The following is an 18,621-nucleotide window of genomic DNA, read 5'->3' as shown; positions in this document are numbered from 1 at the left end:
CGGCGCTCTCTCGGCCGGCCGGGCGCTGTTCAGGAGTGGAAGGGCAGTCCCGCGTCGGCGGTGAGTTCGAGGTCGTCCGCACCGGAGGGCGGCAGCAGCGTGGCCGAGCCGTCGGTCACCGGCACGACCCCCAGGTCGAGCAGCTCGGCCAGGGCGGCGCTGCCCGCCATGTCGCGCACCTGGAGCTGGTAGCGGGCGGTGGTGCGGTACGCGCCTCCGGCGTCGTCACCGGTGCGTTGCAGGAATCCCGAATCCGTGAGGAAGACAACGGCCTTGGCGACGATGCCGGTGGTGGATCCGGCCAGCCGCCTGGCGTCCTTGGTGGCTCCGGTGGAGCTGCGCCTGGCATAGATCCGCCAGGCGGATTCGAGCCCGGGGGCGTCGGTGGCCGGGTCGCTGTTCTCGCCCTGCTCCTCGGCCCGTTCCTCCAGGCGGCGGCACGCCTGGCGGACGAACGCGTCGACGCCGTTGACCGTGATCCGGCCGATGTAGCCGTCGTCGGCGAGGTCTTCGGGGCGCGGGAAGGCCATGGCGGCGACGGCGAGATGGGCCAGTCCGTGCAGGAAGCGGTCGGCGGAGTCGGCGGCGGCGCGGCGCGCGTAGTCCCCCATGCGTACGGCGAAGACCGAGTCCTCCCCCGCGGCGACCGCCATGCCCGCCCGGGTCGAGACCTCCAGGACCACCAGGCCGAGCCCGGTGGCGACGGCGTCGGCGAGCCGGGCGAAGGCGGGCGCCTCCCGGTAGCGGCGCAGCAGCTCCCCGTACTCGGCGTCGCGGGCGGGCAGCAGCTTCGGCTGGAGTCCGAAGGCGACGAGCCGCGCGGCGTCGGCTGCGTCGGCCGGGGTCACCGCCGGGCCGGCCGGCGGCGCGGTGGTGCCGGCCGGGTCGGGCTCGCTCCACGCGGTGTGCTCGGCGTGGGTCTCGCTCACAGCTGCTGCTCCTCGGTCGGTGTCTTTCGGCGCTGCCCGGGGCCCGGCGGGCGGGCTTCCGGACCTCCCGGCTTCCTGGTCCGGGCCTTCCCGGCGCCCGGGGCGGAGGGGGCGGCCCCACGGCGGTTCATGCGGACTCCGTACGGCCCGCGGCCATGCCGACGGTGTCCAGGAGGGCCGTCCCGACGATCAGATCCGCGCCGCCGAACTCGCAGTCGTCCAGCTCGGTGCCGTCGTCCACGGCGAAGAGCAGGCGCTCCTCGCCCTGCCGGTAGGCGGTGCCGACCGGCGGGCTCGCCGCGTGGAAGGCCAGCAGGGCGACCAGATAGGGCAGTTCGGGAACGGGCAGACGGCGGGCTTCGGCCAGCAGCCCGGAGAGGCGGCGCGGGGCGTCGTGCTCCAGGTCGAGCAGGTCCGTCGCGGCTGCCAGCTGCTCCTCGCTGAAGCGGCTGTCGTCCGGTGTGGCGATCAGGTCGGGCTCGGGCATCTCGGCGCCCAGGTGCTCCCGCTCGGCGGGCGGGGTCAGCAGAATGTCGGCCAGGTCCCCGACGCGTACCGCCACGGGTGTCCGCAGGCCGGTGCCCCGTGCGAAGAACGCGTCGGTGACCCGGATGGCCTGCTCCAGCGGGAGCGGCAGCACGGGGGCGACGAGCTGTCCGTAGAGGTCGAGTCCGGAGGTCGCCGCGGGCGGGGCGAAGGCCTGCCGGTCCTGCTCGGCACGGAAGAGCGGTCCCGCTTCGAGGAGCCGCGACTGGAGCTGGGTGTGGCGGCGGATGCAGTCCTTGACGATGTCGACCAGCTCGGCCGCGCGCCGCTTGTGCTCGGGCTCCTCCGTCTCGTCCCTGGCCTTGCGGATGTTGGTGAGGATCGCGTTCTCATGGCGGTAGCGGTCGGCGACATGGCCGAGGGCTTCGTCGATCATGTCGGGGACGGTCCTGAGCCAGTCGACCGCGCGGACATTGCGCCGGGTCGCCTCCAGCGTCCTGCGCAGGGTCTCCGCGTACTGCACGGTGCGGTACCTGGCCTGCTCGGCCGCGAGCTGGGCGTCGGCGAGCCTGCCCCGGCTGATCAGCACCTCCAGCTTCACCTCGGCGGCGATCTGCGCGCTGGTGACGTCCGTGTCGAGGGCGCCCACCAGGACGTTGACCGCTTCGTCCGTGGTGCGCAGATAGACCGTGCCGCCCTGGCCGGGGACTTCTTCGACCAGCTTGAAGTCGTAGTCGCGGCGGACGTACTCGCCGTCGGGGCCGAAGGTGCCGTAGACCGCGCGGAAGCCGCGGTCCACGCTACCGACGTTGATCAGGTTCTCCAGGACCCAGCGGGCGACCCGCTCGTGCTCGTCGGCCGGGCGGCGCGGGGCCTGGGCCGCGACGCGCGGCAGCAGCCTGGCCACTATCTGGTCGTGGTCGGCTCCCGTGTCGAAGTCCATGTTGAGCGTGACCAGGTCGATCGCGGCGAGGGCCACCTCGGCCATCGCGTAGACCGTGTACTCGCCGGCCAGATTGGCCTTGCGCACATCGAGGTCGTGCAGCGGCGCCGTGCAGGCGAGCGCGCGCAGCCGCCGCGCCAGCCCTTCGTCGGCGGCCGGGCCCGGTGCGGGGCGCGGCCCCGCGCTGAGCTGGGGCGGAACGAATTCCGTCGGGGCAGGCGAAGTCACGCTGCACAGATTAGGTCCTCCCACTGACAACGGTCGAAACGGCGCGGATGGGGCGCCTGTCCACCGGGCCCGCGCGGACCCTGGCGGCTAGGCTTCATGTCCCCCCGGAGGGAGCCCGTATGAGCCCGACCGCACCGCCCTCACCGACCGCACCGACCGCCGCCGCCCCGGCCGTGGTCGATCTCAACGCCGACCTCGGCGAGGGGTTCGGCCGCTGGACGCTCACCGACGACGAGGCGCTGCTCTCCGTCGTCACCAGTGCCAATGTCGCCTGCGGCTTCCACGCGGGCGACCCCTCGACCATGCGCCGGGTCTGTGAACTGGCTGCCGCCGCCGGTGTACGGATCGGCGCCCAGGTCTCGTACCGCGACCTGGCGGGTTTCGGGCGGCGGGCGATGGATGTCCCCGCCGATGAACTGGCCGACGAAGTCGCCTACCAGATCGGCGCGTTGGACCTCTTCGCGCGGGCCGCCGGCAGCCGGGTCTCGTACGTCAAACCGCACGGCGCGCTCTACAACCGCACCGTCCACGACGAGGAGCAGGCGGGCGCGGTCGTCGCGGGCGTACGGCTTGCCGGGGGCGCTCTGCCGGTGCTCGGGCTGCCCGGCTCCCGGCTGCTGGCGGCGGCATCGGACGCGGGGCTGCCCGCGGTGCCCGAGGCCTTCGCGGATCGCGCGTACACCGCGCGGGCCACACTCGTTCCGCGCGGTGAGCCGGACGCGGTGGTGCACGACCCGGAGACGGTGGCCGCCCGCGCGCTGGGCATGGTCCGCGACCGTTCGGTGGCGGCGGTCACCGGGGAGCGCGTCACCGTCGACGCACGGTCGCTCTGTCTGCACGGCGACACCCCGGGAGCCGCCGGCACCGCGCTGCGGGTCCGCCGTGAACTGCTCGCCGCGGCGGTCGTCCTGGAGCCCTTCGCATGAGGGCCCGGGTACCCGGCACGGCGCCCGGACCGCACGGACGGCCGCTCCGGTGAGGGTGCTTCCGGTGGGGGAACACGCCCTGCTCGTCGAGTTGGCTTCGGCCTCCGACACGGAGGTCTTCCACGCGGAGCTGCTGCGCCGGCGCGACACCGGCGACCTGCCCCCGGTGACGGAGATCGTGCCGGCCGCCCGGACCGTACTGCTGGACGGTCTGGCCCACCCCCGGGAACTGGCCGCCCGGCTGCCCACCTGGACCGTTGCGCCGTCCGCGGGGAAGGGCGGTCCGGAGATCGAGATCGCCGTGCGCTACGACGGGCCCGATCTGGCGGAGGTGGCGCACCACTGGCAGTTGGCGCCCGAGGAGGTGCCCGGCGTCGTCGGCGGTCTCGTGTTCCGGGTCGCCTTCTGCGGTTTCGTCCCGGGCTTCGGCTATCTGTCCGGGCTCCCCGACCGGCTCAGGCTGCCGCGTCGGGCGACGCCCCGTACGGCTGTCCCCGCCGGTTCCGTCGCGCTCGCCGACACCTATGCGGGCATCTACCCCCGTTCGTCCCCCGGCGGCTGGCAGCTGATCGGCACCACCGACGCGGTCCTGTGGGACGAGGACCGGGAGCCGGCGGCTCTGTTGGTACCGGGCGCGCGGGTGCGGTTCACCACCGAGGAGCCGGTATGAGTACGCCGGGCAGGCGGGATCAGGGTGCCGCCGACCCGAAGACCGGAGTTCCGGAAGCCGGGGCTCCCGGCGCGGAGGATCCGGAAGCCGGGGCTCCAGGGGCTGGGTTTCCGGACGGCGGGGTTCCGGAGGCTGGGGTTCCGGATACCGGGAGCCCGGATCCTGGCTTCCCGGCGGCTCTGGAGGTCGTACGCCCCGGGGCGCTCACCACCGTGCAGGACCTCGGCCGCCCCGGCTACGCGCATCTCGGCGTACCGCGCTCGGGCGCCCTGGACCCGGCCGCGCACCGGCTGGCGAATCTGCTCGCCGGGAACACGGCGGACGCCGCCACCCTGGAGACCACTGTCGACGGCACCGCGGTGCGGGTCCGTACGGATGTCACCGCCGCCGTGACCGGCGCCCCCTGCCCGGTACGGATCGACGGCAGCCCCGCGGCGTGGGGCGCGCCGGTGCGGGTGCCCGCGGGGGCAGTGCTCGATGTGGGGCCGGCCGTCGGGGGGCTGCGCAGCTATGTGGCGTTCGGTGGTGGTATCGCCGTGCGGCCGGTGCTCGGCAGCCGGGCCACCGATGTGCTCTCCGGGCTCGGGCCGGCGCCGCTGGATGCCGGGCAGTTCCTGCCGCTCGGCGTCCCGGGGGAGACGCCGGACGCGGTGGACGCGGCCCCGCTGCCCGCTCCCCCGGCCGAGTTGGTGCTTCCGCTGATCCTGGGCCCGCGTGCGGACCGGATCACGGATGCGGCGCTGCGGGCCCTGCCGGAGAAGGGCTACCGGGTCTCGGCGGCGAGCAACCGTATCGGCCTGCGCACCGAAGGCCCGCCGCTTGAGCGTTCGGGCGGCGCCGAACTCCCCAGTGAGGGAATGGTGCTGGGCGCGGTGCAGGTACCGCCGGACGGACTGCCCGTGCTCTTCCTCGCCGATCATCCGGTGACCGGGGGCTATCCGGTGATCGGTGTCGTACCCGAGTACCGGCTCGGCGCGGCGGCGCAGGCGGTGCCGGGGACTCCGGTGGTGTTCGTTCCCGTACACAGCCATCCGGCTCCGCCGCCCGGCGCCCCTGGCCCGCAGCGGAGCTGACCGGGCCGACCGTCTCCCCACGTCGGCACGTTCCGGAGGAGTGCGGACGGACGGGCGGGCATTCGCGGCCGCGTCGGACGGCTCCCCCGGCACCGGGCCACTGGACTGCGGCCGGGTCGGTACCGGCCGTCAGACCGCGGTCCCCTCCGTACCCACCGTCAGACCGCGGTCCCCTCCGTACCGATCCGGCTGCGGACCGCGGTCTGCACCTCGGCCTCCTCCGCGGGATCGGCGGCCAGCCGCCGGAGGCGGTCGACCACCCGGATGTCGCCGGTCGCCGCGTGCAGGGCGGCCACCTCGCGGGTGGTCTCCTCGCAGTCCCACAGGCATTCGACGGCGAATCCGGCGGCGAAGGACGGGTCGGTGGCGGCGAGTGCGCGGGCCGCGCTGCCGCGCAGATGGGAGGAGGCCGTCTCGCGGTACACATGGCGCAGGACCGGCGCCGCACAGCCGATGCCGAGCCGGCCGGCCCCGTCGACGAGCGTCCAGAGCAGGGCCGCGTCGGGGCCGTCGGCCCGCACGGTCTCGCGCAGCGCGCCCAGCACGAGTGGTGCGTCCTGGGCTCCGCCGCGCCCGGCGAGTACACCGGCGGCGGACGCCCCCAGGGCGTCGGGGCGCTGCACCCAACGGCGCGCGCGCTGCACCGCCTCGTCGCCGCACATCCGCTCGAAGGCGGCGACGGCCGTCTCCGCGACCGTACGGGAGGGGCTGTCCACCGCCGCTTCGATCAGGTCGAGCACCGCCGGGTCACGCGCTTCGGCGAGATAGTGCAGCGCCGCACAGCGGGCTCCGTCGGTACCGCTGCGGGCGGCCTCCACGATCGCCGCCCGGTCGCCGGGGCCGGCCACGGCGGTGAGGCAGCGGGCGGCGGGCAGGTGCAGTTCGCTGCCGCGCTCCAGGCCCTGCTGCGCCCAGTCGAAGACGGCCTGCACGCTCCAGCCGGGGCGGGGGCCCGTCGGACGCATCTGCCGCTGCCAGCGGTCGAAGGAGCCCTGCTCGCCCGCGGCCCGGATCCGGGCGCCGACCGACTCGCGCGGGTCGTCGGCCCACAGCCGCCAGGGCCGGGGCTCGTAGGCGTCGCGCACGGCTGCGGCCAGTGCGGCATCGCCCTGCGGAGTGGCGGGGAACCGGCCGAGCACGGGCACGGCCAGGGCACGCAGCCCGGTGTCGTCGTCACGCAGGGCGAGTTCGTCGAGCGCCCAGGCCCAGTTGGCGCCGGTCGCCGCGTACCGCCGCAGCAGCGCGAGGGCGTCGCCCCTGTCGTACGAGGCGAGGTGCCCCAGCACGGCGAGCGCCAGCCCGGTCCTGCTGTCCTCCGTGACGATGTGGTCGTCCGGGAGGAAGAGGTGCCGCTCGATCTCGCCGAGTCCGCCGTCGAGGTCGAGGTAGAGGCGCGCGTAGTAGAGCGAGCGGTTCTCGACCTGCCAGTCGTGGCGTGGGTCGCTCAGGACGCAGTGGTCCAGGGCGGCCAGCGCTTCCCTGCGCGGTGCGGCGAGCGCGTGCAGCGTGCCGTCGCCGCGGCCCCGCTGGAGGAGGCCGAGCAGGGTGCCGCTCGGCGCTATGACTGGATCGATCATGGAAGAGGCCTCACATCAAGCTGTAGACGCAACCGGGACGGGGGGATTACCTGGCCACGCAACAACATGTCCGGCCGCCCGTTGCCATCTGCTTGGTGCAGTTCATCTTCCTCTGCCTCTCGTCGGTGGTCCGATGTGGACCCGCGACGTCATGATGACCCAGCCATATCGCCACCGCGACCACATTTACGACAGGCCGGTCAACGTGCGCCGAACAGCTCCACCAGCTCTGTCTTCCCAAACATCCGCGCGGTATCCACCGCGGACGGAGTCCCGGCCTCCGGATCGGCCCCGCCGGCGAGCAGGGCGCGGATCACCGCGTCCTCCCCCTTGAAGACCGCCCCGGCCAGCGGGGTCTGCCCCCGGTCGTTGGCCCGGTCGGCCTCGGCGCCACGGGCGATGAGGGCCTCCACCGTCACCGCGTGACCGTGGTAGGCGGCGAGCATCACGAGCGTGTCCCCGCGGTCGTTGGTGAGGTTCGCCGGAACCCCCGCGTCGACATACGCGGCGAGCGCGGTGGTCTCCCCCTGCCTGGCGAGGTCGAAGACCTTCGTCGCCAGCTCGACCACCTCGGGGTCCGGAGCCTCGCTCATCGCGCGTACCGCCTTCCATGCTGACCGCCATGACTGCCATGACTGTTTGTGACTGCTGTGGCTTTTGTGACCGACGTGACCGGCGCGGCGTGTGCGGCATGCCAGCCGTACGAGTGAACCGACAGGTTACTGCCAGCCCCCCGTGCCCGGCCCGACCCGTATACCCACGTCGGCCAGTCAGGTGAATTAGGGGCCATTTCACCCATTTGCACCTTTTATCGTATAGATACTTTCTGTGAACCTGGAAGAACTCATGGTGACTGTCCCCCCAACCAGGAGAACACTCATGATCCTTTCCATCTCCGGCGTCGTACTGCTGGGAGTCATCGCCTTCCTCTTCTTCAAGAAGGACGGCCTCAAGGCGTCCCACGGACTCGTCTGCGCCCTCTTCGGTTTCTATGTCGCGGGTACCGCCATCGCGCCGAGCATCACCGCCGGCGGGGCGAGCCTCGCCAGCATGCTGGGCGGAATCAAGTTCTGACCCTCGGCAGCCTCTTCCCCCACCCACCCCAGGAGACAGACGTGGCCCGGCGACCACTCCCCCGCATTCTGAGCAGCAGCAGCGCATCCCTCACCCGCAGCCGCGAGATCGCGCGGACGGCCGCCGACAGCGCCACCGACGTCCTCCACCCGCTGATCACCATCGGACGCGGCCTGCGCAGGCTGGCGGCGTCCGGGCGGCAGCGGTGGGCCGCGACACCCAAGGACCGGCGCGGTCCCGCGCTGTTCCTCGTCGCGGCCTGTGTCCTGGTGGTCGCGCTCATCCCGTACGGGCCGCTGCTCGCCCTGATCACGGTGATGGCCGCGGCCGCCTGGAAGGGGCACGAGCGGACCGTGGCGAAGACCGGGCCCGACGAGGCGGAGACCGCCCGGCTCAAGGCGCTGTACGAAGCGCTGGTGCCCTACTTCTCCGTCCCCGACGACCCGGCTCCCCTCTACAGCCACGGGGGCGCCTGGGACGAGGCGTTCAGCGACTTCACCTTCGACGGTGACGGGCGGCTCACCGCGCTGCACGTCGCGTACCCGGCACACTTCACCGACGGCGAGGCCGAGTCCCGGGCCCGCATCGAGCAGCTTCTGCACGCGAAGTCCGGGCGCGGACGCGAGTACCGCTTCGACTGGGACGAGGAGGGCAACCGGCTCGTGATGAGTGTGCTGCCCGCCCTGTCCACCACGATCGCGGCTCAGCCCTTCGTCACCGGGCCCGGCGAGACGGTGCTCGGCTTCACCGACCAGGACGCGGTACGGCGCACCGTGCCGGTGCGGGACGGTACGGAGCAGAGCGACGCCCCGCCCGTCATCTGGCGTACGGGCCCGCGTTCGACCGAACCGCACCTGCTCGTCGCGGGCGAACCGGGCAGCGGGACCACCACACTGCTGCGCTCGGTCGCCCTGCAGGCCCTGCGGTGCGGCGATGTGGTGATCATCGAGGGCAGCGGGACCGGCGAGTACGCCTGTCTCACCGGTCGCAGCGGGGTGCTGGCCGTCGAGTGCGGGCTCTCCGGGGCCCTGTCCACGCTGGAGTGGACGGCGCACGAGACCGAACGGCGGCTGATCGCGGCCAACCGGGCCAGGCAGTCCGGGCATCCCGCGCCCGACGACACCAGGCGCCCGCTGTGGATCCTCTTCGACCGGCCCGGCGTACTCGGTCATCTGGCGGCGGCCGACGGGCGCACCGACCCGCAGGAACTGCTGCAGGTCCCCCTGCGGCACGGCAGGGCGGCGAGCGTCACGGTGGTGGTGGCCGAACAGCTCGACTCGGTGGACGCCCTGAGCGACGCCGTACGGCACCACACCCGCGCCCGGGTCGTACTCGGACCGGCGCCCGAAGACCGGCTCGGGGACCTGCTCGGCGCGCCGCCCCGGACCACTCCGGCCCCCGGCACCCCGCCGGGGCGCGGCTATGCGCGGCTCGGGGCGGGCCCGGTGCTGCGGCTCCAGGTGCCGGCCACGCCCGACCCGTACGACGACGCGACCAGCGAGGCGCACCGCAAGGCCGTACTGGATCTGCTCCCGGACCGGCCGGGGGCGGCGGAGCAGGCTCCGGTGGAGGCCGCACCCATGGAGAAGGCTCCGGTCGGGACGGCACCCGTCGAGACGGCGCCGCCGGCCGCCCACCGGCCCATGGAGGCGGCGCCGGTGGCGGCCGAGGGCTGACAGGGCCGACGGGGCCGTCCGGGCTGTCGAAGCCGACAGAGCCGACGGGGCTCGGGCGGGCCGCCGGGCTCGACGGGACCGGAAGACTTCGGGCGACAGTGCCTCAGGCGACGAACGTCCGCGGGGCGTCCGCCCCGGTGCCCGTGCCGGTCTCGACCAGCCGTGCGGCGGCCGCCAGCCGCTGGGCGGCCTCATCGGCCACCCGGCCCCCCACGGTGAACGGCAGCCGTACGTACCCCTCGAACGCCCCGTCGACCCCGAACCGGGGCCCGGACGGCACCCGGACACCCACCCGTTCGCCGGCCTCGGCGAGCCGGGAGCCGGAGAGCCCGCCGGTGCGCACCCAGAGCGTCAGCCCGCCGTGCGGCACATCGAACTCCCAGCCGGGCAGCTCCCTGCGGACGGCGCCGACCAGTGCGTCCCGGTTCTCCCTGGCCTGTGAGCGGCGGATCCCGACGGCCTCCTCCCAGCCCCCGGTACTCATCAGCCAGTTGACGGCCAGCTGTTCGAGGACCGGGGTGCCCAGGTCGGCGTAGGCCCGTGCCGAGACGAGACTGCGGATCACATCGGGCGCGGCGCGCACCCAGCCGATCCGCATACCGGCCCAGAACGCCTTGCTCGCGGATCCCACCGTCAGCACCGTGCTGCCTGCCGGATCGAAGGCGCAGACCGGGCGCGGCATCTCGGTCTCGTCGTCGAGGAGCAGCTCGGTCATGGTCTCGTCGACGACCAGGACCGTGCCGGCCGAGCGGGCCGCGTCCACCAGGCCCCGCCGCTGGTCCTCGTCGGCGAGTGCGCCGGTCGGGTTGTGGAAGTCGGCCACGACATAGGCGATACGGGGGGCGGCGTCGCGCAGCACCTGCCGCCACCGGGGGACGTCCCAGCCGCTGAGCCCCTCGGCCATCGCGACCGGCACCAGCCGGGCCCCCGCCTCACGCATCAGCTGGAGGATATTGGCGTACGAGGGCGACTCGACGGCGATGCGCTCGCCGCGCCCGGCGAAGAGGTGGCAGATGGCGTCCATGGCGCCCATCGCCCCGGTGGTCACCATGATCTGCTCGGGCATGGTCGGGATGCCCTGCTCGGTGTAGCGGTCGGCGAGCTTCTGGCGCAGCGCGGGCAGCCCCGCGGGGTAGTCGCCGTGCGTATGGGCGTACGGCGCGAGTTCCTCAAGGGCTCCCTGGACCGAGCGGGTCAGCCAGGGCTCGGGGGCGGGCAGCGCCGCGGTGCCCAGGTCGATCACCGAGCCGAGGGTCTCGGGGGGCAGTGGCTCAAGGCCGCGGGCGGGCAGCGGGTTGCCGGCCGGGACGGCGGTCCAGCTGCCCGCGCCCCGGCGGGACTCCAGGAAGCCCTCGGTGCGCAGCGCCTCGTAGGCGGCGGCCACCGTGGTACGGCTCACCGCCAGCGCGACCGCCAGTTCCCGCTCGGCGGGAAGCCGGGCGGCCACCGGTACCCGGCCTTCGAGGACGAGCACCCTGATGCCGTCGGCGAGCGCCCGGTAGGCGGGCGGCCTGCGTGTGCCGGGTCCTGCCGGGCGCGACTGCTGGCTGCTGAGCTGGCGGGCCAGCTGGGCCGCACCGACCGCCGAAGTCCACTGCGTCATGGAATTCAGTCCACCTTCCCCGAATTGGCCATGGTTGGCCTCGCATTCCAAGCCACAGAGTGTCACGCACCAGTCCACCTGGTCCACTGCGACGACCCACCACCACGGAGGCCCCTATTGTCCAGATCACCCAGGGATGTCACGCGCAGGCTCGTACAGCTCTACGTGGGTCTGGCGCTGTACGGCGTCAGCTCGGCCCTTCTCGTCGACGCGGGCCTCGGCCTTGAGCCCTGGGGTGTGCTGCACCAGGGGCTGTCCCGGCTCACCGGTCTGACGATCGGCACCGTTTCGATCATCGTCGGGGCCGCCGTACTGCTGCTGTGGATACCCCTCAGGCAGCGGCCCGGACTCGGCACGGTCTCCAATGTCTTCGTCATCGGCCTCGCCATGGACTCCACCCTCGACCTGGTCCCCTCCGTCCACGGCCTCCCGGGCCGGATCCCGCTGATGGCCGCGGGCATCCTGCTCAACGGCGTGGCCACCGGCCTGTACATCTCGGCCCGCTTCGGCCCCGGCCCGCGGGACGGTCTGATGACCGGGCTGCACCGCCTCACCGGTCTCTCCATCCGGCTTTCGCGCACCGCCATCGAGATCGCCGTCGTCGCCACCGGCTTCGCCCTGGGCGGGACCCTCGGGGTGGGCACGGTGGTGTACGCCCTCGCCATCGGGCCGCTCGCCCAGCTCTTCCTGCGCCTGTTCGCGCTGCCCGATCCGGCCGCCGACCGGCCGTCGCTGGCCGGCGCCGCGCCGCAGGCGATACTTCCCGAGTGACGAGGACCCGACACCCCTATCTGGACCACCCGGGCCCGATCCCGTTCGCCCACCGGGGCGGCGCGGCGGACGGCCTGGAGAACACCGCCGCGGCCTTCCGGCGGGCGGCCCGAGCCGGTTACCGGCACTTCGAGACCGATGTGCACGCCACCGCCGACGGCCGGCTCGTCGCCTTCCACGACGCGACGCTGGACCGGGCGACGGACGCCCGGGGCCCGATCGCGGCCCTGCCGTGGAGCGAGGTCGGGCGGGCGCGGGTGGCGGGCACCGAACCACTGCCGCTCCTCGCGGATCTCCTGGAGGAGTTCCCCGACGCCCGCTGGAACATCGACATCAAGGCCCCGGCCGCGCTGGCCCCGCTGATCGCCCTGATCCGCTCCACCGACGCCTGGGACCGGGTCTGCGTGGGCTCCTTCTCGGAACGGCGGGTGGCCGCTGCGGCCCGCCTGGCCGGGCCGCGGCTTGCCACCTCGTACGGCATGAGCGGCATCGCGGCGCTGCGGCTGCGCTCCTACGGCGCCCCGGCCGCACTGCGCCCCGGGGCTGTCTGCGCCCAGGTTCCGGAGTTCCACGGCCGGATCCGGGTGGTCGACCGGCGCTTCGTCCGTACCGCGCACGGCCGCGGGCTCCAGGTGCACGTCTGGACGGTGAACGACCCCCGGCGGATGGCCGCCCTCCTCGACCTGGGCGTGGATGGCATCATGACCGATCATCTGGAGTCGCTGCGCACGGTTCTCACCGAGCGGGGGGCGTGGAACTGACGATCAGGGAGCGCGGTTTGAGCGCCGGCACCGCGAACGGCACAGCAGACACGGCAGACAGCGCCGAGGGGGCCACCGCGGCCGACCGGAGGCGCGAACAGCACGGCTGGTACTTCTACGACTTCGCGTCATCCGTCTACTCGACCAGCGTCCTCACCGTCTTCCTCGGCCCCTACCTGACCTCGGTCGCCAAGGCCGCCGCGGACACCGGGGGGTACGTCCATCCGCTGGGCATCCCGCTGCGGGCGGGGTCCGTGTTCCCGTACACCGTCTCGGTCTCGGTGATCGTCGCCGTGCTCGTCATGCCGCTCGCGGGGGCCGTGGCCGACCGGACGGGGCGGAAGAAGCCACTGCTCGCGGGAGCGGCGTATCTGGGGGCCGCGGCCACGACCGGGATGTTCTTCCTGGACGGCGACCGCTATCTGCTGGGCTCGCTGCTGCTGATCGTGGCCAACTCCTCGCTGGCCGTCTCGATGGTCCTCTACAACGCCTATCTCCCGCAGATCGCGGAGCCCGAGGAGCGCGACACCGTCTCCTCGCGCGGCTGGGCCTTCGGGTACACATCGGGCGCCTTCGTCCTGGTGCTGGACCTGGTGCTCTACACGGGCCACGCGCGTTTCGGGGTGGCGGAGTCCACCGCCGTGCGGATCTGTCTGGCGACGGCCGGTGTGTGGTGGGGGGCCTTCGCCCTGATACCCCTGCGCAGACTGCGGGACCGCCGGACGGGCCCGGCCCGGGAGCGCGGGGCGGTCGGCGCCGGGTGGCGCCAGCTGATCGGGACGCTGCGGGACATGCGCCGCTATCCGCTGACACTGTCGTTCCTGCTCGCGTATCTCGTCTACAACGACGGTATCCAGACGGTGATTTCGCAGGCTTCCGTGTACGGGTCCGAGGAGCTGGGCCTCGGCCAGACCACCCTGATCACCGCGATCCTGCTGGTGCAGGTGCTGGCGGTGGCGGGCGCGCTCTCCATGGGCCGGCTGGCGCGTACGTACGGCGCGAAGCGCACCGTGCTCGGCTCCCTCGCGGTATGGACGCTGATCCTCTGCGCCGGGTACTTCCTGCCCGCCCGCGCACCGGTCTGGTTCTTCGCGCTGGCGGCGGCGATCGGCGCGGTGCTCGGCGGCAGCCAGGCGCTCTCGCGCTCGCTCTTCTCCCATCTGGTGCCGGAGGGCAAGGAGGCCGAGTACTTCTCGGCGTACGAGATGAGCGACCGCGGGCTGAGCTGGCTCGGCCCCCTGGTGTTCGGCCTCGCCTACCAGCTGACCGGCAGCTACCGCGCCGCGATCATCTCGCTGGTGATCTTCTTCGTACTGGGTTTCTTCCTGCTGGCACGGGTACCTGTGAGGGAGGCCGTGGCAGCGGCCGGAAACGCGGCACCGCAGCGGGTTTAGGCATTGAAGTGAAAGGCCGGTAGTGTACGCCTTTGGCTCACCGGACGGACCGTTACTGCGGGATCATCAGCCGAAATCGCAGGGTGACATCTCTGAGCAGATGTGACAAAGAGGGCACTGGTGGGTACAACAAGGGGCGGCACGACGGGCGACGTATGACCCGCAACGGGAATCTTTACCGCCGACCGGACGTTGACCGGATGACGACGACAGCGACACCTGTCCTGTGGGCGACAAGCCCGGGAGGCACGATTCATGAGTGAGCGAGCTCTTCGCGGTACGCGCCTCGTGGTGACCAGCTACGAGACCGACCGCGGCATCGACCTGGCTCCGCGCCAGGCGGTGGAGTACGCATGCGAGAACGGACATCGATTCGAGATGCCGTTCTCTGTGGAGGCGGACATTCCGCCGGAGTGGGAGTGCAAGGCGTGCGGCGCCCAAGCACTCCTGGTAGACGGGGACGGCCCTGAGGAGAAGAAGGGCAAGCCCGCGCGCACGCACTGGGACATGCTCATGGAGCGGCGCACCCGCGAGGAGCTGGAGGAGGTGCTGGCCGAGAGGCTGGCCGTCCTTCGTTCCGGCGCCATGAACATTGCCGTGCATCCGCGCGACAGCCGCAAGTCCGCGTAACGCCCAGGCGTTCGCGTACCGCACCACCGGATCAGGGGCTGAGGGCTCCGGCACACTTCAGGGTGTGCCGGAGCCCTCAGCTCTTTTCTGCGGGGCCTCGGCGCTCTTGCCTGCCGGAGCCCGCAGCTCTTTTCTGTGGGAGCCCTCAGCTCTTGCCTGCCTGGCTTCCGGCTGATCCGCCCCGTCTGCGGTCCGGCTCCGCTCTGCGCCGGTCAGGGCGTCAGCTCGGGACGTCAGCTCAGGGCGTCAGCGGCGGGCGCGGGCCCCCGTCGTCCCCGCGGGGGTCCGGCCGCTCGTCGTCCTTGATGACCTCGCCCTGGACGACCTTGCCGTCCGGGCGGTGCATCCGCGCCTGCTGGAAGGCGTCGCCGACCGTGCCCGGTGCGGCCCTGCTCATCCGGCGCTCCAGCGTCCGCTCGGTGTACCGGCTCAGCGCCGACCGCAGCGGCGGCACCAGCAGGACCAGCCCCACCACGTCGGTGATCAGCCCCGGCAGCATGATCAGCAGTCCGGAGAGCATCAGGAAACCGTTCCCACCGCTCTCGCGCTCCCCTGCCGGATCCGCCGCCCCCGACTGCTGTCGCTGGACCGTCTCCGTCAGATTGCGGAAGGCCCGGCGCCCGGCCCGCTTGACGACGGCGGCACCGAGCACGAGACCGCCGACGAGCAGGAGGAGAACGGTGAGCCCGCCGGCCACGTCGGCCACCAGGATCAGCAGCCAGATCTCCAGGACCACCCAGACGGCGATGCCCAGCGGTACGAAGGTGCGCGCCCGGGAGCGCCTGGGAGCGGTCGGGGGCTGTGTGCCGGTCGTCATGTTCCCAGTGTGCCTGCAGGCGCGCACGGATGACGTGCTGGGGAGATCAGGACGGCTCACGCCCCAGCAGCCGGCCGACGCGCGAGCCGACCCCCCAGGCCGTCACCCGCCAGAGCGCCTCGACCACGATGTCCTTGCTCATCTTGGAGTCGCCGATCTCGCGCTCGACGAAGGTGATCGGCACTTCGACGACATGACAGCCCGCCTCGACGGCCCGCCTGGCGAGATCCACCTGGAAGCAGTACCCCTGGGACGACACCTCGTCCAGGCCCAGCTCTTCCAGGGTCTCCTTGCGGAACGCCCGGAAACCACCGGTGACATCGCGGATCGGTACGTCGAGGAGCAGCCGCGAGTACGTGCTGCCGCCCCGCGAGAGCAGTTCCCGGGACTTGGGCCAGTTGACGACCCGTCCGCCGGGCATCCACCGCGAGCCGAGCACCAGGTCGGCGCTCTTCAACGCGGTGAGCAGCCGGGGAAGTTCCTCCGGCTGGTGCGAGCCGTCCGCGTCCATCTCCACCAGGACGCCGTACCCGTGCTCGATACCCCAGCGGAAGCCCGCGAGGTAGGCGGCGCCGAGTCCCTCCTTGCCCTTCCGGTGCAGGACCTGGACCTGCGGGTCGTCCGCTGCCAGTTCGTCGACGATCTTCCCGGTGCCGTCCGGGCTGTTGTCGTCGGCGACCAGGATGTCCGCATCCTGGACCGCGGCGCGCACCCGGGCAACGATCGGCTTGATGTTCTCGGCCTCGTTGTAGGTCGGAATGATGACCAAGGCCTTGCCGAGCGGACCGAACCGCCGCTCACCGCCGTCGTTCACTACTGCCCCTCACTGTGTCCCTACGCCTGGCCATCACCTTATCCAGCGTGGAGGGGCGGAACGCAGCCGCGTCGGCGGGGCAGGGATCCCGGGGCGCCGTCGGCGAACTGCCCGGGAGGGCGGGGAACTTCGGATCGGGGCCCGGCGTCCTTCGGGCCGACCTGGGGCCCGCTGGCTGCGGGTCGACCGAGAGCCGTTGTCTACTGAACGTCCGGGCCCCACCCGGGTCGCACCTGCCCGCGAACTCCTGAGGAGCAGGGCGGACCCCCTTCCGGCTGAAACCTCCCTCGCCCCCGAGGCGCGGGCGCTGAACCTGGCTCCCGGTGGTGGCGCGCCTTCCGGCGTACCGCCCCATGACCCAGCGGCGTTCGACGACTGCGTGGAGGTTTGCCGGTCGGACGTCCTGTGGTGGACTCGGCCGAACCTACCCGCCGGTGGCCGCTTTCTGTCAATACTTGTCCGACCTGCGGTGTTCTGGTGAATGGGCAGGTCAGTACGGATGAGCCGCAGGTGGCGGGGAAGAATTTCCGGCATCGATCGGCCGCACGAAATGCTGCGATGTCACTCGTTCGGCCTCACGAAGACAGTCTGTCCGGAGACCACCGTCCGCAGGCAGACCGGGAGTTCGGCGCCCGGCGTGAGGTCGGGGAGCCCCGGAGTGCCGGAGCGCGGGTCGGTCGACCAGCGGGCCACCCGGTCGTCGGGGGCCTGCACCACCAGATCGGCGGTGCGCCAGACCGCGTAGTCGGCGGGGGCGCCGGGCACGAGGGCGCCGGTGTCGTCCCGGCCGATGGACCGCCAGCCGCCCCGGGTGTGGGCGGCGAACGCGGCGCGTACGGAAATCCGGTGTGCGGGGGTCCGGTGGAAGGCCGCGGCCCGCACACTCCCCCAGGGATCGAGCGGGGTGACCGGGCTGTCGGAGCCGAAGGCGAGCGGCACACCGGCCCGCAGCAGGGCCGCGTACGGGTTGAGGGTGCGGGCCCGCTCGGCACCGAGCCGCTGGGCGTACATCCCGTCGTCGCCGCCCCACGCCGCGTCGAAGGCCGGCTGCACCGATGCGGTGAGCCCCAGCTCCGCGAAGGCGGCGACGGTCTCAGGGGTGAGCATCTCGGCGTGCTCGATCCGGTGGCGGGCGGCGCGCACCCGGGCCGGGCCGAGCTTCTCGGCGGCGGCCCGCACCCCGTCGACGACCGCGGTGAGTGCGGCGTCCCCGATGGCGTGGAACCCCGCCTGGAGCCCGGCCTCGGTGCAGGCGGTGACATGGGCGGCGATGTCGGCGGCGTCCAGGTGCGCGGTGCCGGTGTGCGCCTCGTCCGCGTACGGCTCGTGCAGGCAGGCGGTGTGCGAGCCGAGCGAACCGTCGACGAAGAGGTCGCCCGCCGCACCGATCGCCCCCAGCTCCGTGATGCGCCGGGCGTCCTTGGCGTCGGCGACGCGCTCGGCCCAGTAGCCGAAGACGCGCGGCCCCTTCTCCTGTCCGGCGAGGGCGAGCAGGCCGGTGAAGTCGTCCTCGTCGGAGATGTCGGGCCCGCCGCACTCGTGGAGCGTGCCGATACCGAGCGACGCGGCATGGGCGCGGGCCGCGCGCTGGGCCTCGGTGCGCTGCTCCGGAGTGATCTGTGCGTGGGCAGCGGCCCGTACGGCGTGGTGCGCCGCGCCGGTGAGGGGGGCGTCCGCCCGGTAGCCGGGCAGCGAGGTGATCCGCGGGACCAGGTTGAGCAGGGCCGTGGAGACCACGGCCGAGTGGACATCGACCCGCGGCAGATAGACCGGCCGGCCGCCGGCCGCCTCGTCGAGAGCGGTACGGGACAGCTGCTGCCCGTCCGGCCAGCCGGACGAGTCCCAGCCGTGGCCCAGCAGCACCCCGTCGTCCGGACGGACCGCCGCGTGCTCCCGTACGAGACGCAGCGCCTCCTGTGCGGTGCGGGCCGCCGACAGGTCGAGGCCGGTGAGGGCGAGCCCCGTGGACGTCGTGTGGACATGCGCGTCGGTGAACGCCGGGGTCACCAGGGCCCCTTCGAGGTCGACGGTCTCGTCGACCCCCTTGGCGAAGGCGTCGGCCGCCCCTTCGGAGCCCACCCAGGCGACGTGCCCGCGTTCCACGACCATCGCGGTGGCGAAGGGGTCGGCGGGGCTGTGGATGTCCCCACCGCGCAGCAGTACGGTGCGGTGGTCGGCCTGGGGGGCGGTGCTCTCGGTCATGGAGAACAGTCTCCCGCCTGCGGGGCACCGGTCGCGCAGGGGGCCCG

17 protein-coding genes are annotated in these 18,621 nt (G+C 73.0%); 9 read left to right on the top strand and 8 right to left on the bottom strand.

Annotated elements, in window-relative coordinates:
* Window positions 1-29 precede the first annotated feature (29 nt).
* Both ACWGKJ_RS31710 and ACWGKJ_RS31705 read right to left on the bottom strand, forming a co-directional pair.
* The gene (locus ACWGKJ_RS31710) at window positions 30-929 is read right to left on the bottom strand and encodes a hypothetical protein (RefSeq protein ID WP_385024266.1); all 900 of its coding nucleotides are present in this window, start codon (window positions 927-929) and stop codon (window positions 30-32) included.
* Window positions 930-1,056: 127 nt separating this feature from the next.
* Window positions 1,057-2,586, bottom strand: coding sequence for a hypothetical protein (locus ACWGKJ_RS31705; protein ID WP_385024265.1), 1,530 nt, complete (start codon window positions 2,584-2,586; stop codon window positions 1,057-1,059).
* A gap of 119 nt (window positions 2,587-2,705) precedes the next feature.
* On the opposite strand from ACWGKJ_RS31705, the gene ACWGKJ_RS31700 reads away from it, so the two are divergent.
* The 3 genes from ACWGKJ_RS31700 to ACWGKJ_RS31690 all read left to right on the top strand — a co-directional run bounded on the left by ACWGKJ_RS31700 (window position 2,706) and on the right by ACWGKJ_RS31690 (window position 5,255).
* Window positions 2,706-3,512 carry a LamB/YcsF family protein gene (locus ACWGKJ_RS31700; RefSeq protein WP_385024263.1) on the top strand — a complete coding sequence of 269 codons (807 nt, stop codon included), beginning with the start codon at window positions 2,706-2,708 and terminating at the stop codon, window positions 3,510-3,512.
* 49 nt (window positions 3,513-3,561) lie between these two features.
* Window positions 3,562-4,182: a 5-oxoprolinase subunit B family protein gene (locus ACWGKJ_RS31695; protein WP_385024261.1), complete on the top strand. Its 621-nt coding sequence runs from the start codon at window positions 3,562-3,564 to the stop codon at window positions 4,180-4,182.
* A 179-nt stretch (window positions 4,183-4,361) separates the two neighbouring features.
* Complete coding sequence (locus ACWGKJ_RS31690) at window positions 4,362-5,255, top strand: 5-oxoprolinase subunit C family protein (RefSeq protein ID WP_385024316.1); 894 nt, start codon at window positions 4,362-4,364, stop codon at window positions 5,253-5,255.
* A gap of 158 nt (window positions 5,256-5,413) precedes the next feature.
* Here ACWGKJ_RS31690 and ACWGKJ_RS31685 read toward each other — a convergent pair whose 3' ends face one another.
* Entirely contained in the window at window positions 5,414-6,832 is a 1,419-nt protein-coding gene (locus ACWGKJ_RS31685; protein WP_385024259.1) for a HEAT repeat domain-containing protein, read from the bottom strand.
* Window positions 6,833-7,032: 200 nt separating this feature from the next.
* Window positions 7,033-7,425 (bottom strand): ankyrin repeat domain-containing protein, encoded by a 393-nt coding sequence (locus ACWGKJ_RS31680; protein WP_385024257.1) that lies wholly within the window; start codon window positions 7,423-7,425, stop codon window positions 7,033-7,035.
* A 286-nt stretch (window positions 7,426-7,711) separates the two neighbouring features.
* Between ACWGKJ_RS31680 and ACWGKJ_RS31675 the strand changes: the two genes are divergently transcribed.
* Both ACWGKJ_RS31675 and ACWGKJ_RS31670 read left to right on the top strand, forming a co-directional pair.
* Window positions 7,712-7,906, top strand: coding sequence for a hypothetical protein (locus ACWGKJ_RS31675; protein WP_164267853.1), 195 nt, complete (start codon window positions 7,712-7,714; stop codon window positions 7,904-7,906).
* A 41-nt stretch (window positions 7,907-7,947) separates the two neighbouring features.
* Complete coding sequence (locus ACWGKJ_RS31670; protein ID WP_385024255.1) at window positions 7,948-9,582, top strand: hypothetical protein; 1,635 nt, start codon at window positions 7,948-7,950, stop codon at window positions 9,580-9,582.
* A gap of 103 nt (window positions 9,583-9,685) precedes the next feature.
* On the opposite strand, the gene ACWGKJ_RS31665 is transcribed toward ACWGKJ_RS31670, so the two are convergent.
* The gene (locus ACWGKJ_RS31665; protein WP_385024253.1) at window positions 9,686-11,185 is read right to left on the bottom strand and encodes an SCO1417 family MocR-like transcription factor; all 1,500 of its coding nucleotides are present in this window, start codon (window positions 11,183-11,185) and stop codon (window positions 9,686-9,688) included.
* Between the two features lie 30 nt (window positions 11,186-11,215).
* Between ACWGKJ_RS31665 and yczE the strand changes: the two genes are divergently transcribed.
* From yczE to ACWGKJ_RS31645, 4 genes are all read left to right on the top strand, one after another.
* A complete protein-coding gene (gene yczE, locus ACWGKJ_RS31660; protein ID WP_385024314.1) occupies window positions 11,216-11,956 on the top strand; it encodes a membrane protein YczE in 741 nt (246 codons plus the stop codon).
* The gene (locus ACWGKJ_RS31655; protein ID WP_385024251.1) at window positions 11,953-12,717 is read left to right on the top strand and encodes a glycerophosphodiester phosphodiesterase family protein; all 765 of its coding nucleotides are present in this window, start codon (window positions 11,953-11,955) and stop codon (window positions 12,715-12,717) included. The genes yczE and ACWGKJ_RS31655 overlap by 4 nt, the downstream gene beginning before the upstream one ends.
* A gap of 17 nt (window positions 12,718-12,734) precedes the next feature.
* Window positions 12,735-14,111, top strand: a complete 1,377-nt coding sequence (locus ACWGKJ_RS31650; RefSeq protein WP_385024249.1) for an MFS transporter — start codon at window positions 12,735-12,737, stop codon at window positions 14,109-14,111.
* 255 nt (window positions 14,112-14,366) lie between these two features.
* Window positions 14,367-14,741: an RNA polymerase-binding protein RbpA gene (locus ACWGKJ_RS31645; RefSeq protein ID WP_161311542.1), complete on the top strand. Its 375-nt coding sequence runs from the start codon at window positions 14,367-14,369 to the stop codon at window positions 14,739-14,741.
* A gap of 238 nt (window positions 14,742-14,979) precedes the next feature.
* On the opposite strand, the gene fxsA is transcribed toward ACWGKJ_RS31645, so the two are convergent.
* From fxsA to ACWGKJ_RS31630, 3 genes are all read right to left on the bottom strand, one after another.
* Entirely contained in the window at window positions 14,980-15,558 is a 579-nt protein-coding gene (gene fxsA / locus ACWGKJ_RS31640; RefSeq protein ID WP_385024247.1) for an FxsA family membrane protein, read from the bottom strand.
* A gap of 46 nt (window positions 15,559-15,604) precedes the next feature.
* Window positions 15,605-16,372 (bottom strand): polyprenol monophosphomannose synthase, encoded by a 768-nt coding sequence (locus tag ACWGKJ_RS31635; protein ID WP_385024245.1) that lies wholly within the window; start codon window positions 16,370-16,372, stop codon window positions 15,605-15,607.
* A gap of 561 nt (window positions 16,373-16,933) precedes the next feature.
* Window positions 16,934-18,574: an amidohydrolase gene (locus ACWGKJ_RS31630; RefSeq protein WP_385024243.1), complete on the bottom strand. Its 1,641-nt coding sequence runs from the start codon at window positions 18,572-18,574 to the stop codon at window positions 16,934-16,936.
* Window positions 18,575-18,621 lie beyond the last annotated feature (47 nt).

Source organism: Streptomyces sp. NPDC054757, from assembly GCF_053612185.1.
This window is presented reverse-complemented; position numbering and strand designations above follow the sequence as displayed.